Raw genomic sequence first — 14,183 nt, forward strand, 5'->3', positions numbered from 1 at the left:
GATTGAGTCATGATAAACTTTAGCAACAAAATTAATTATCAACGTTTTGCAAGCAAGCAACCTGAGATCTTATCTGACGAATATTCAATAATCCGCCGTTTTGAAAGTGATCGTGGGCGCATTATTAACTCGGCGGCCATCAGACGGTTACAACAAAAAACGCAAGTCTTCCCTTTAGAACGTAATTCGGTAGTAAGAACGCGACTTACACATTCAATGGAAGTGCAACAAGTTGGACGTTATATTGTTAAAGAAATTATCAACCGTCTTGGCAAATCTGGGCAATTAAAAAGCTATGGGTTAGATAAGTCAATTATGGCGATTGAAAGTCTGGTGGAAATGGCATGTCTAATGCATGATATCGGCAATCCGCCTTTTGGTCATTTTGGTGAAGCGGCAATCAATCAATGGTTTGTTAAACGCTTAGCAATTGGTAAACCGACAAATTACCTGGCAATTGAATGCCAAGCAGATGATAGTAAAGAGTTGCAAGCATTAAAATGTAAAATTCGCCAAGATTTGTCCAATTTTGAAGGTAATGCCCAGGCTATTCGTTTAGTGCATACCATTTTACGACTTAACTTAACCTATTCACAAATTGCTTCAATCCTCAAATATTCCAAACCAGCCTATTGGTCAGCATCAGTACCGATTGAATTTGACTATTTAATGAAAAAACCGGGTTATTATTTATCTGAAGAGCCATTTGTTAAAGAGTTATCCAAACAACTTGATATCCAACCATTCCACCGTTACCCGCTAACATATATTATGGAAGCAGCGGATGATATTTCTTATTGTATTGCAGATTTAGAAGATGCAGTTGAAAAGAAAATCTTAACCATCAAGCAACTTTATACCCATTTAAAAAACGCTTGGGGACCGGTTAAAACTGGCGATTTATTCGATGATGTAGTTAATCAACCTTATAATAATTTAAAACAAAGCGATTTTGATGCCATCGCAGTTGATCAATTCTTTATGTATTTGCGCGTATACACCATAGGTAAACTGGTTCCACATGCGGCCGAACGTTTTATTGAAAATATCGAAGCCATTTACCATGGTTCGTTCAACCATGCTTTACTTGAAGATCATGATGCTGAATATAAATTACTCAATATTTTTAAAACAGTTGGATTTGAATATGTATTTAATCATGAATCAGTTGAAAATATAGAACTACAAGGTTATCGCATTATTAGTGGCTTACTTGATATTTATAGCCCCCTTTTAGATATGTCAACTGATGATTTTTTAAAATTAAGTAAAACAGGTCATCATGTAGATTATCCAATTGAAACACGCCTTTACCATAAACTCTCAGCTAAATATTGTGATGCTTACCAACAAGCAGTCAGTAAGCTCCAAACACATGAACCAAGTTTTGCTAGTATGGAGTTTTATTATCGTTGTCGATTACTACAAGATTATATCAGTGGTATGACTGATCATTTTGCTTATGATGAATATCGTAACCTAATGGTAACCTTCTGATTTACCATAATTACTAGCAATCAACCTGGCACTAAAAAAAAGCATACGCACCAAGTAAGAGCGTAAAGATAGGTTTTTTTACTGAAACGTATGGTTCTCCTGAAACATTTTTACAAATAGGCTATTGTTACACAACAGGAAATTTAACATAGTCTAAAAGGATGAATCGTTAGCTACCAATTGATAATAAATAATAAAACAAACAAAACTTGTTGCTATAGATCTCACAGCTTCTAATCTTACTTCAACCTAACTAAAAATTTTGTTAGTAATCCGTAAAATCTTAAATTTAAAAAATGTGGCATAAGCTTTGCATTAACTCCAAAGTATAACAGTAAATGAGGAGATATTGATGAAATTAGTCGCAGTAGTTATCAAACCCTTTAAATTAGAAGAAGTTAGAGAATCACTATCTAATATTGGCATTACTGGATTAACGGTAACCGAAGTCAAAGGTTTTGGACGTCAAAAAGGTCATGCTGAGCTATATCGCGGTGCTGAATATAATGTCAACTTCCTACCAAAAGTAAAAATTGAATTAGCGATAAGCGATGATCTTCTTGATGAAGTAATTAGTACCATAACTAAAGCTGCCTATACTGGCAAAATTGGTGATGGCAAAATTTTTGTGACGCCTTTAGAACATGTCGTCCGTATTCGTACTGGCGAAACCGATGAATCAGCATTGTAATGATTATTAAGGATATAATTATGTTAAAAAAATTCACTTTAACTTTGTTTTTTTTGCTGGCGTGCCCTGTGTTTGCTGATGAAGTTGCGGTTGTGGACAAAGCTGATAATGGATTTATGATGATCTGTACTGCTTTAGTACTATTTATGTCTGTACCGGGTATTGCGCTTTTTTATGGTGGCTTGTTACGAGCTAAAAACGTGTTATCCATGTTATCTCAAGTGCTAGTCAGCTTTTCCCTTATTGCTATTCTATGGGTGATTTATGGTTATTCTCTTGCGTTTGGTGAAGGGAACTGGTTCTTTGGTAATTTCAAGCATATATTATTGGTTGGTGTTGGTATTACCGATGTTTCTGGCACGATTTATGAATTAATTTGGATTGCCTTCCAAGGATCGTTTGCTTGCATTACTTGTTGCTTAATCCCCGGCGCTTTTGCCGAACGAATTCGCTTTTCTGCGGTATTAATTTTTATGGTGATTTGGTTTACTTTTTCATACATTCCCATGGCGCATATGGTTTGGGGAGGAGGGATTTTAGGTGATGAAGGATCATTAGATTTTGCCGGTGGTACAGTTGTTCATATTAATGCTGCTGTAGCTGGTTTAGTGGGTGCTTATTTACTTAAAAACCGCATTGGTTTTAACCGTGAACCGCTAAAACCTTTTAACTTACCACTAGTTTATATTGGCGCGGCAATCCTTTATATTGGCTGGTTTGGTTTTAATGCTGGTTCATCAACTCATGCCGATGAAGTAGCGGGATTAGCTTTTATTAATACCGTTGTTGCAACAGCTGCTGCCGTATTATCTTGGGCATTAACTGAATGGATACGCCGAGGTAAGCCATCTTGTTTGGGCGCTGCATCAGGAGTTATCGCTGGATTAGTCGGTATCACACCAGCCGCAGGTTTTGTTGGCGTAGGGGGAGCATTATTAATTGGTCTTATTTGCGGTGCTGCTGGCGTTTGGGGGGTATCTTCACTCAAACGAATCTTGAAAGTAGATGACACATGCGATGTGTTTGGCGTTCATGGGGTCTGTGGTATGGTGGGTTGTCTACTTACTGGTATATTCACCTCAGAAGCTTTAGGTGGAGTTGGCTATCAAGAAGGTATCACCATGGCAACTCAAATTGGTATTCAGGTAATGAGTATAGTGACCTGTGTAATTTGGACATCAGTTGTGGCATTTATCGCTTATAAAATTGCCGATTTGTGTGTAGGTTTACGTGTTTGCGAAGAACATGAACGCGAAGGCTTAGATATCAACAGTCACGGTGAAAGTGCCTTTAATAATTAACCATATTTTTAATAATTAAATTGTTATTAATTAAAAAATAACTAAACAGTGTATTAAAGTGCAGGGCATTAAGCCCTGCAAAAAAAAGATAAGTGACTATTAATTAAGATGAACTGATCAAAATAATTTCTGACACAACTTAATCATCCCATAACATAATGGCATTATCTTCAACTAAAACTAGAGGTGGAGCAAAAAGATGATCTTTGACTTTAGTGGGTAATTTACTAAAATCATTTAAATCAACTTCTAGCTCTGGATGAGTTTGAGTAATCTCTTTTAAACGATTACCAAGTAACGCCTTTATTTTATTGGATTCTTTATCCAGTGCTATTTCATCTTTTAACATTCTTATTTGTTTTGCATGATGTTCTGATTCAAAAATTTCATTGAAAATAAAAGAAAATCCTCGATTAGTATTAACAGAGTGATTTTCCGTATACTCTTTTTCAGTGTACTTTGAATGATGAAGCTTAAGTTTCTTAATACGTAAAGCAAAAACTTCATTAGCAGGATCAGATAAATCTAATTCTTCATCCCAATAACTTAATTTTTGTTTAAGTACAGCTTCATTGCTAGGGATTAAGGTAAATAAAGGTTTTTTATATGTTGCCATTCTATAACTTCCTTTTTATTTTTAGGATAAAAATATAACAAAATGTCTGACAATGAAAAAAAACAGTTACTACTTGTTTGGTAATGATATTTCTGGTTAATAAGAACTCTATATTATAAAAATTATAACGTTATAAACTTAAGGATATATGTTGCTTAAAATGTTTTAATAAATGGTTTTTTATTTGTTGCTATATAAAAAACCATTTGTGTTGTAATTAATTTAATGACTATTGGTAAATGCTAATCTAACTTTGCTAAACTAAGGTATTTTTTCATTTCTTCATCAGGTACCATACCGCCACCGGTTGCCCATACAAGATGTGTCGCATTGTTTAATACCTCGTTAGATATACCTATGTGATTTAAATATGTTTTATCTCCTTCTATTCGTAAAGGGCCAATCATGCCAGCCAAAGCTGAAGGCTCAAGCTGTATGTGTTCTTGTTGATTGAGTAAACCAAGTAAGTCATACATATGCTGATCGCTAATGGTATAAAAACCATCTAACAATCTCTCCATTGCTCGACCTACAAAACCTGAAGGTCTACCAACAGCTAATCCATCTGCCGCAGTAATATTATCAATACCAATATCTTGCACAGCGATATGATCGTGTAAACCAGTATAAACACCTAATAGCATGCATGGTGAATGCGTTGGTTCAGCAAAAAAGCAGTGGACATTGTCTCCAAAGGCTAATTTGAGACCAAATGCCACACCACCGGGGCCGCCACCTACACCACAAGGAAGATAAACAAATAGTGGATGTTGTTTATCTACTTTTATGTTCATTTGCTCAAACTGTTTTTTAAGGCGTTCTCCTGCAACCGAATAACCTAAAAATAGTGTTTGTGAGTTCTCATCATCTATGAAAAAACAGTTAGGATCAGATTGTGCTGCTTGGCGACCTTGTGCTACAGCAACACCATAATCCTGTTCATATTCAACAACATTAACGCCATGTGAGCGTAATTTTTGTTTTTTCCATTCACGTGCATCTGCTGACATATGCACACTCACTTTAAAACCAAGTTTGGCACTGATAATACCTATAGATAAACCTAAATTGCCAGTTGAACCAACAGCAATACTGTATTGGCTAAAAAACTGTTTAAATTTATCGGAACATAATTGACTATAATCATCTTTTTCGGTTAATAAACCATGTTTAATAGCCAGTTTCTCTGCATGGGTGAGTACTTCATAAATACCGCCACGCGCTTTAATTGAACCTGAAATAGGTAAATGACTATCTTTTTTAAGTAATAAGTTGCCCGCGATTTTAGTGTGATAGCGTGACTCTAATGCGGTTTGCATATTCGGTATTGCAACAATGTCAGATTCAATAATTCCTTTTGTTATTGCTGTTTCCGGAAATGCCTTACATAAATAAGGGGCAAATCTTACTAATCTTGCACTTGCATCTTGTACATCTTTAACGGTTAACCCAACATAAGGTAAACCTTCTGCTAAGGTAGTGATTTTAGGATTAAACCAAGTTGTTTCTTGTAATTTTATTAAATTATTTACTAAAGGATGTTGTTGAATTAGATTTTTAATATCTTTAGATGTCATGATTCCTTTCCTCTCTTTTTATTAAATAATATAAGATAATAAAAATGTTCCAGCTAACGCGATTAATGAAGCAATAAAGGTCGCGGAAGTATAATATTTAAATATTTCGCTAAGTGTTGCACCACAATATTGTTTAACTAACCAAAATAGTGAATCAGTAACAATAGTACAGCCAATGGCGCCAGAGCCTATTGCTAATGTAATAATTTCAGGGCTAACATTTGGATATAAAGCTAACATTGGCGACACTATCGCCGTAGCTCCCATCATTGCGACTGTAGCAGAACCGACTGCTGCATGTAAGATAATTGCAACTAACCAAGCTAATAAAATAGGGTGCATATCTAAATGAGATAAAATACCCGCCAGACCATCACTAAGACCGCTTTCTTTTAAAATTCCATTAAAGGCACCGCCTGCTCCAATGATTAACAAAATATTCGCAATTGATGAAAAACAGTCTTCAGTTTTGGTTAATAATGTTGCCATTCCCATATTACGACGAATACCTAAAATATAGTAAGCGACAAAAGCAGCAATAAACATCGCCGTAATTGGATTGCCAATAAATTCCAGTATTGAATATAATGGGGACGTTTTATCCATATTCAATTCTGCAGCCGTTTTAATTAACATTAAAACAATCGGGAGTAAGACAGTAAATAATGTTGAACTTAAAGAAGGCAATTCTTCTTCTGTTCTTACCTTCATATCAGAAAATGCTTCCGGTACGGTTTTGAAAGGTATTTTATTTTTAATTACTTTAAGGAACAGTGGTCCACCAATTAATGATGCCATCAGTCCTACCGTTAATCCATATACAATTACGGTACCTATGTCGGCGCCTAGTGCATTGGTGACATATAATGCGGCAGGATGAGGTGGAACAATACAATGAACAGCCATTAACGCAGTACACAATGGAATAGCTAAAGTTAACAATGAGGTGTTTGTTTTTTTGGCAATGGAAAAAGCTAATGGTATAAGTAACACGACACCGACTTCAACAAAAAGCGTAATACCACAAATTAAACCGACTAACACCATAATCACTTCCGGCGATAACCAGCGACATTTCTGTAATGTTATCCCTATTCGTTCAGCCGCGCCTGAAATTTCCATCATTTTACCAAGAATGGTTCCTAGTCCAATTACTGCCGCTAAAAAACCTAAGGTACCACCAACACCGCTTTCTATTGCATTAATCATTTTCAGGGGAGCCATCCCCATCAATCCTCCAACATAAAAACTGGCAAGTAATAAAGCTAAAAAAGGATGAAGTTTACATTTTACAATCGAAATTACTATTAAAATAATACTGGTGATTAAAACACAGATAATCCAAAATTGTGAATCCATAATGCTCCTCTCTTAAGTTTAAAAAAATTACTCCTATTAAATGTTTTTGGTTAGTATTTGACAAATGATAAATAAACAATTTAACATGAACTAGATTCACGCAAAGAAGTGATTTAAATCAAATAAAAGCTCATTTCAATATTTATATTTAAGAAAATTAATTGAATATAATCATTACTATTAGTAAAACTGTTAACCAAAGTTACCAAAAACGAAGTACAGGAGAAATGACAGATGTATAAGGAAGAAAACTATCTAGCAACAAATCGCGTCGTTAATCGTTATCAATTAGCAAAGTTACACACTTTTGAATCTGCTGCCCGACATTTATCCTTCAGTTCTACTGCCGAAGAGCTTTGTATTAGCCCTAGTGCTGTAAGTCATCAGATCAATAAATTAGAGGAAGAGTTAGGCTTTAAATTATTTGAACGTTTTCATCGACGAATTGAACTGACTCGTGATGGTAGAAATTTATTTAATGTATTTAAAAAATCACTAAATATCTTGAATCAAGAAATTTTAGAAATTAAAAATCAAGAAATAATAGGTACATTAACAATTTATTCAAGGCCTTCTTTTGCGCAAAGATGGTTAGTACCTAAACTCGGACAATTCACTAAGTTATACCCTTATATTACTGTTAACGTTTTGTCTGGAAATGAAATTATCGATTTTAACAAACACAGAATTGATTTAGCTATTTATTATGATGATCTTTTTTATGAAAAATTAAATGGTGAGTATTTAATGAGTGAAACGATCATTCCAGTTTGTAGCCCATTTTATGCAAAACAAAATAACTTGTATGATAATGTTGATAATCTATATCAGTGCACCTTGTTGCATGATAATCAGGCGTGGGGTAGTGACTCCAACTTTGATGAATGGGATACTTGGGCCACGCATTTTTCATTATCAATAGCCTTTAATGATATCCATAAAATATTTTTTGATCGTTCCGATTCAGCAATAATTGCTGCCATCAATCATGCCGGGGTTGCAATGGGACGAAAACATTTAATTGAACAAAGTATTCAATCAGGGCAATTAGTGGCACCGTTTCCGAGAATGCATGCATTATGTAAACAGCGATATCATATATTAACACCTCATGGCAAGTACAATCCTAAAGTTGATGTATTTATTCAATGGTTAAAAAGTAATGCATCTGCTATTGATAATTCGGATAATTATGAAAATAATGAATAATCTATATCATTACAAATACTAGGATCTGTTGATCTTTCATTTTAATCAACCCACCAAGGTAATAAATATAGCAATATGCGAGTACTAATTGTGCTCGCTTTGTTTTGATTAAGCGTTTTTATAGATTTATCCATTGATTATCTGGTAACATGAATCTGGATAATAAGGTTGTTTTTTGTTGTTAAGAATTCAATTATAACAATTAGTTATGCCTGTTTTTAATTTTTTATTAAAGATCAGCATCCCCCTAGAATAATTAGTAAAAATAGTTATCAGCTTATTTGTTAAATATAGGATAACAAATCTAGAAGTGTTATTTAACAAATATAACTGTTAGGAAATATAATGACTACAAGTAACCGTCAATCTTTTTTCAAATTACCGTTTATTTTCATAAGTGTATTTGGTGTTATTTTTTTTGGATTGATGATGGTTTTTTACTTTGCACAAAATTTACCGGATTTATCCGATCAGTTTCTATACAAACGAATGATTTTTTTATTTATCAAAGAGTTATTTCCTTTAATTTTATTTTTAATGATAGCCATTTTGTGCTGTTATAAATTTCGATTTCATTATCTTGTTGATTCTAGATTAACAGTTGAGATGATTGGCGTTATTTTTGCTCTATTTTATGTTGGGTTCCACATATTAAATATTTTTGCGATAAGAATTATTAATGAACAGTTTATATCATCATCTCGGTCAAGTTGGATTGGGAAAATAGATCTATTTATGCTATTTAAATGGAGAGATGTGATGACTTATCTAGTATCTCTATTTTTTTTGTATTTATTGTTTTTTTTATTCGGTCATGAAAATGTCATTAAGCGACAACCTTATAAATTAGAAGGGTTGACTGCCAGTCGGATTTATGCACATACGTTTAGTTTTTTGATGTTACTTTTGGTCTCGTTATTTTTGATGTACATCGGATATCCTTACCTCCTTTTCCCCGGTATATTGATCGATGAGAGCTACTTAATCTTAATATTTGTTTTTGAATTATTGATACTAATGCTTTATTATTTCATTTTTTATTTTGCTACTCGTAACTGTTTTAAAAAATTTAATTCAGTGCTTCAATTTTTGAAAATGCTTGTAATGGTACTGATTGTATTTATTTTGCTATTAATTGTTCCTTTATTTAATTTAAAAGATATCCTAATTTTGATATTTGAATACCTTGCACCCGAAAATAGCATTACTGGCGTAAATAATCTGTTTATTCTGATGCATTTCATATTCTGTTTTTGCAGTAGTCGACTATCAGTAAAAATAATGTATCATTGACCTTCTTGATTAAAGTAGGTGTGGTTTTTGCCCACACTGAGCTTTATAAAATTATATCGATTTTATAATGTATTTTAAGTGGGTAATATTTTAGCAAATAAGATAATTCTCACACCCAACCATTGGGATAAATATATTGACGATGTTAACTAGAATAGTTAACAATCTACTTTCAAAATATGGATATATATCAGAATGTTATTCACAAGTTATAACTATAAGGACATGTAATGAATACAATCAATCGCCCATCTTTTTTCAAATTACCGTTCATTTTTATCAGTGTTTTTTTTATTATTTTTTTCGGATTGATGTATGGTTTTTTATTAATCCAATCTTATGCCAATTCATATTTACCAGATAATTTTTTATCCAAACAAATCATTATGTCTTTAGCCTTTAATTTATCTACCCTACTTTTATTTTTTATAGCTACCATTTTTTTCTGTCAGAAATTTCGGCTATATTCAATTGCTGACTTTGGAATAAAAGTAGCGTTGATAGGGCTTATTTTTGCTCTATGTTATTTTGGAATTAAAATAATATATCAAGTTGTTATTTATTCTCGCATTTTTATACTAATTATATCATCTACCGAATTATTTATGTCTCTATCTCAAATAGGTTTATGGTTGACATTGATTAGTAAATTAGCAAGTTTGATAATTTTTATAATATCTATATTTTTATTGTATTTGCTGTTTTTGTTATTTGCTAAAACCAATGTTACTAAGCAGCAATCTTATATATTAGAAGGTTTAACTGGTAGTCGAATTTATGCACATGTCTTTAGTTCTTTGATGTTACTCTTCATTGCATTATTTTGGACGGATGTCGTATATCCATTATTTTATAGAATTTTGTTTGAATTAAATGATGGAAGTTATTTAATTGTATTATTTGCTTTCCTGTTATTAATGGTACTTTATTACGCCATATTTTATTTTGCTGCTCGTAACCGTTTTACCAAAATTGATTCAAGCATAAAATTTGGAAAATTGCTTATAACAGTAATTATTACAATTATATTTACATTGATTGTTCCTATATTTTATCAAATTATGATCTTCGTGAAGTTGTTTTCTGATAACCTGATAAGCGGGTATATTAGCTTTATTCTGATTCATTTCATCTTCTGTTTTTGCAGTAGTCGACTATCAGTAAAAATAATGTATCATTGACTTTCCTGATTAAAGTAGGTGTGGTTTTTGCCCACACCTAGCTTTATAACATTGTGTTTATTTTTTGAGGTGTTTCAAATTGGGTAAAGCAATGGCAAATAAGATAATTATTACACCAAACCATTGAGTAGAATACACTGATTCCTTTAAATAAAAATAAGATGACATAACAGCAACTGGGAGTTCGGCAGCCGATAATATAGCACTCAAAGAAATTCCTATTTTAGGAATACCAACAGAAAATAAAAAAGGTGGTATTACCGTACCAAGAAGTGCTAATAAAAAGCCTAATTGATAAATTTGATCACTAATATTGAGCTTAAAGAAAAACAATGGCGGAAAAATCAAAAAGGTAATAATACAAGCTCCGCTTATCATTAAGGCACTTTTTTCTAATTTAGGTAACTCATTGCCAATTTTGCTACTAGTACTAATAAATAGTGTATACATCAATGCGGCTAAAAATCCGAATGCACAACCTTTTAAATTTAATCGGATTTCATTATTAAAAATCCCGGCAGCTAAACAACTTCCTACAATAATTACAAAAACCGCTAACAGTTGTAATTTTGAGGGTTTATTTTTAAACACAACAAAATCAATAATGACACTTATCCATAAATATTGCATTAATAAAATAATGGCAATCGATGCCGGTACTAACTGGACACATTGGTAATAACATATTCCTACCAAACCAGGAAAAATCCCCACAATAATAACTTTCCATTTTTTGGTAATTTGTTTATGTTTGTTGGCGTTTGTTTTTTTCTTATTAATCGAACTGAAAATAAGATGAAGTCCCCATAACATTAACATGCCAAAAAAACACTGAACACCGGTAACTTGACCGAGGGTATAACCTGCACGATAAGCGGTTTTAACGATAGAAGAGAGAACCCCAAAGCTACAAGCCCCTAAAAAAACTAAAAATCCACCTAAAAACTGCTCTTTCATATTATTTATATCTCATTACTTTAATACTAATTTCATCGATACTTTTCGATGAAATAACAAAGAAAAAGTGACAGGATAAAATCCTGTTACTTTTTCATAAATTTTAAACTTTATTTAACTAAGGAATGTTAGTTGGTTATTGGTGTTTTATTATGATCATAATTAAAGGTAAAGTAAAAAATGATGCAGAGTAATAATGCATAAGAAGCAAAAATTAACCAAATTGTATGCCAATCTTTCATACCATCATGAGTACACATATCGACGACTAATCCACTTAGAATTGAACCAATATAGGCACCAATACCATTTACCATTGTCATAAAAAGACCTTGGGCACTAGCTCTAATATTTGAACTAACTTCTTTTTCGATAAAAATAGAACCAGAAATATTAAAGAAATCAAATGCGCAACCATAAACAATCATAGATAACATCAGTAATACAAATCCGAATGGTGATGGATCGCCAAAGGCGAATAACCCAAAACGGAGTGTCCACGCTATCATGCTTATTATCATGACCTTTTTTATTCCAAATTTCTTGAGGAAAAATGGGATGGTTAAAATAAAGCCAACTTCTGCCATTTGCGAAACGGATAGTAAAATAGCCGCATGGCTTACAACTAAGCTATCTTTATATTGCGGGTAATTAGCAAAATCATGTAAAAAGGCTCCCCCAAAAACGTTAGTGATTTGTAATATAGCTCCTAGTAACATGGCGAAAAGGAAAAACACCGCCATAATTGGTTTTTTGAATAACACAAATGCATCTAACCCTAAACGTGAAAACCAAGATTGATGTTGTTGTTTGACAATTGGAATATTAGGTAACGTTGCTGTATACAGCACTAATAAAACTGATGCCGCTGATGCCACATAAAGTTGCATATTACTTAATTCATAACCAAGTAAACTAATTGTCCACATCGCTACAATGAAACCTATAGTTCCAAACACTCGCACTTTAGGGAATACAGTAACAGTATCTAAATCACCTTTTTCCAAACAATAATAACTAATGGAATTAGATAGTGAGATAGTTGGCATAAACGCAAATGCATTACACGCCATAATCCAAAACATAATGGTTGAATTATTAATAGGTGCCGCATAAAACAGGGCAATCGCGCCAACTAAATGGCAAAGCATATACAAATATTTAGCCGGTATAAATTTATCTGCAATAATACCAAGAACAGCTGGCATAATCAGGGCTGCAAGGCCTTTAGAACTAAAAACAATACCAACTTCAACCCCTGAAAAATGCAAGGTGTTATTCATGTAAGCGCCAAATGTTGTTAACCAACTCCCCCATATAAAATATTGCAAAAACAGCATTATTTTTAATCTATTTTTTATATTCATTGTTTTATACCTAATCGAAGGTGAACTTTTATTAAATTATTAAAATATTTAAAAATTACCTATTAAAAACGTGCAATGGTTTGGGTAACTAATTTTAAAAATGTTGCTTTAACGCGTTCCGCAGTTTCAATTACTTCTTCATGCCCTAAAGGTTGATCCAAAATACCACAAGCCATATTAGTTAAGCAGGAGATGCCAATTGTTTTAATGCCAGAATGACGTGCTATGATGGCTTCCGGAACGGTTGACATACCGACCGCATCAGCACCTAACACACGGATCATTCTAATTTCTGCTGGGGTTTCGTAAGTTGGACCTGTCCACCATGCGTATACACCTTGACGTAAAGTGATATTGAGTTCTTTGGCTACCTCAACGACAGTTGCACGTAATTGTTTATTATAGACTTCACTGACATCTAAAAATCTCACCCCTAATTCATTATTATTAGGCCCCATTAACGGATTATTAGCGGTAAGATTGATATGATCGGTAATAAGCATTAAATCACCAGGTTGGAAACCAGTATTAACCGCACCACAGGCATTAGTAATTATCAGTTTTTCAACGCCAAGCATTTTCATCACCCGCACCGGGAAAGTAACTTGATCAAGCGTAAAACCTTCGTAATAATGGAAACGTCCTTTCATAGCAACGACGGTTTTATTGCCACTTTTACCAATCACTAATTCATTAGCATGACCAACAGCAGCAGATTTAGCAAAGTGAGGAATGTCATCATAAGGGATATGCACAGCATCTTCCAAAGTATCAGCAAAAGGCCCTAGTCCTGAACCAAGAATGATCCCAATAGTTGGTTTTTGGCTTGTTAGTTGTTGAATATAATTGACTGCTTGTTGAATATCTGCTGTTTTATGCATAACGGTGTCCTTTGAAATTATTTATAGATTTGAGCTTTGATATTTGTTGGTAAAGTACCATATTTATCTCTTAAATTGTTACTGTTTATATTTGTTAACAGTACTATATCTTGAATTTATATAAGCTTAGCTTAATTATGCCGACATAGTATGTCATAAACAAAAAAAATAGTAATTTACTTTTCTCCTTAATGAGAAAAAGATCACAGAATAAAAATTGTTATTAAATAATGTGGTTATTATTTATAAGGTTA

General features: G+C 33.0%; 11 protein-coding genes. 5 read left to right on the plus strand and 6 right to left on the minus strand.

Annotated features, from left to right (window positions below; genetic code table 11):
- Positions 1-9 precede the first annotated feature (9 nt).
- The 3 genes from dgt (at position 10) to amtB (ending at position 3,489) form a co-directional block, all read left to right on the plus strand.
- Positions 10-1,497, plus strand: coding sequence for a dGTPase (dgt, locus tag Q0K76_RS04555; protein WP_294612095.1), 1,488 nt, complete (start codon positions 10-12; stop codon positions 1,495-1,497).
- A 352-nt stretch (positions 1,498-1,849) separates the two neighbouring features.
- On the plus strand, positions 1,850-2,188 hold the full coding sequence (glnK, locus tag Q0K76_RS04560; protein ID WP_294612098.1) for a P-II family nitrogen regulator: 339 nt from the start codon (positions 1,850-1,852) through the stop codon (positions 2,186-2,188).
- A gap of 20 nt (positions 2,189-2,208) precedes the next feature.
- Complete coding sequence (amtB, locus tag Q0K76_RS04565) at positions 2,209-3,489, plus strand: ammonium transporter AmtB (protein ID WP_294612101.1); 1,281 nt, start codon at positions 2,209-2,211, stop codon at positions 3,487-3,489.
- A 139-nt stretch (positions 3,490-3,628) separates the two neighbouring features.
- Here the strand turns inward: amtB and Q0K76_RS04570 are convergent, their stop codons facing one another.
- From Q0K76_RS04570 to dsdX, 3 genes are all read right to left on the minus strand, one after another.
- Positions 3,629-4,105: a hypothetical protein gene (locus Q0K76_RS04570; RefSeq protein WP_294612103.1), complete on the minus strand. Its 477-nt coding sequence runs from the start codon at positions 4,103-4,105 to the stop codon at positions 3,629-3,631.
- 242 nt (positions 4,106-4,347) lie between these two features.
- Positions 4,348-5,682, minus strand: a complete 1,335-nt coding sequence (locus Q0K76_RS04575; RefSeq protein ID WP_294612106.1) for a D-serine ammonia-lyase — start codon at positions 5,680-5,682, stop codon at positions 4,348-4,350.
- 21 nt (positions 5,683-5,703) lie between these two features.
- Entirely contained in the window at positions 5,704-7,041 is a 1,338-nt protein-coding gene (gene dsdX / locus Q0K76_RS04580) for a D-serine transporter DsdX (RefSeq protein ID WP_294612109.1), read from the minus strand.
- 234 nt (positions 7,042-7,275) lie between these two features.
- Here dsdX and dsdC point away from each other — a divergent pair, with 234 nt between their 5' ends.
- Complete coding sequence (dsdC, locus tag Q0K76_RS04585; protein WP_294612112.1) at positions 7,276-8,250, plus strand: DNA-binding transcriptional regulator DsdC; 975 nt, start codon at positions 7,276-7,278, stop codon at positions 8,248-8,250.
- A 1,523-nt stretch (positions 8,251-9,773) separates the two neighbouring features.
- Complete coding sequence (locus Q0K76_RS04590; RefSeq protein WP_294612114.1) at positions 9,774-10,724, plus strand: hypothetical protein; 951 nt, start codon at positions 9,774-9,776, stop codon at positions 10,722-10,724.
- A 57-nt stretch (positions 10,725-10,781) separates the two neighbouring features.
- On the opposite strand, the gene Q0K76_RS04595 is transcribed toward Q0K76_RS04590, so the two are convergent.
- The 3 genes from Q0K76_RS04595 to Q0K76_RS04605 all read right to left on the minus strand — a co-directional run bounded on the left by Q0K76_RS04595 (position 10,782) and on the right by Q0K76_RS04605 (position 13,929).
- Positions 10,782-11,681: a DMT family transporter gene (locus tag Q0K76_RS04595; RefSeq protein ID WP_294612116.1), complete on the minus strand. Its 900-nt coding sequence runs from the start codon at positions 11,679-11,681 to the stop codon at positions 10,782-10,784.
- Between the two features lie 128 nt (positions 11,682-11,809).
- Entirely contained in the window at positions 11,810-13,048 is a 1,239-nt protein-coding gene (locus tag Q0K76_RS04600; RefSeq protein ID WP_294612118.1) for a nucleoside permease, read from the minus strand.
- Between the two features lie 62 nt (positions 13,049-13,110).
- Complete coding sequence (locus tag Q0K76_RS04605) at positions 13,111-13,929, minus strand: purine-nucleoside phosphorylase (RefSeq protein WP_294612120.1); 819 nt, start codon at positions 13,927-13,929, stop codon at positions 13,111-13,113.
- Between the last annotated feature and the right edge of the window lie 254 nt (positions 13,930-14,183).

The organism is uncultured Gilliamella sp. (assembly GCA_945271295.1).
In the GTDB taxonomy this organism is placed as follows: Bacteria; Pseudomonadota; Gammaproteobacteria; order Enterobacterales; family Orbaceae; genus Gilliamella.

Excerpts from the sequence above, each read along its gene's own strand:
- dgt (WP_294612095.1), top strand. The coding sequence starts at position 10 with ATGATAAACTTTAGCAACAAAATTAATTATCAACGTTTTGCAAGCAAG.
- glnK (WP_294612098.1), top strand. The coding sequence starts at position 1,850 with ATGAAATTAGTCGCAGTAGTTATCAAACCCTTTAAATTAGAAGAAGTT.
- amtB (WP_294612101.1), top strand. The coding sequence starts at position 2,209 with ATGTTAAAAAAATTCACTTTAACTTTGTTTTTTTTGCTGGCGTGCCCT.
- Q0K76_RS04570 (WP_294612103.1), bottom strand. The coding sequence starts at position 4,105 with ATGGCAACATATAAAAAACCTTTATTTACCTTAATCCCTAGCAATGAA.
- Q0K76_RS04575 (WP_294612106.1), bottom strand. The coding sequence starts at position 5,682 with ATGACATCTAAAGATATTAAAAATCTAATTCAACAACATCCTTTAGTA.
- dsdX (WP_294612109.1), bottom strand. The coding sequence starts at position 7,041 with ATGGATTCACAATTTTGGATTATCTGTGTTTTAATCACCAGTATTATT.
- dsdC (WP_294612112.1), top strand. The coding sequence starts at position 7,276 with ATGTATAAGGAAGAAAACTATCTAGCAACAAATCGCGTCGTTAATCGT.
- Q0K76_RS04590 (WP_294612114.1), top strand. The coding sequence starts at position 9,774 with ATGAATACAATCAATCGCCCATCTTTTTTCAAATTACCGTTCATTTTT.
- Q0K76_RS04595 (WP_294612116.1), bottom strand. The coding sequence starts at position 11,681 with ATGAAAGAGCAGTTTTTAGGTGGATTTTTAGTTTTTTTAGGGGCTTGT.
- Q0K76_RS04600 (WP_294612118.1), bottom strand. The coding sequence starts at position 13,048 with ATGAATATAAAAAATAGATTAAAAATAATGCTGTTTTTGCAATATTTT.
- Q0K76_RS04605 (WP_294612120.1), bottom strand. The coding sequence starts at position 13,929 with ATGCATAAAACAGCAGATATTCAACAAGCAGTCAATTATATTCAACAA.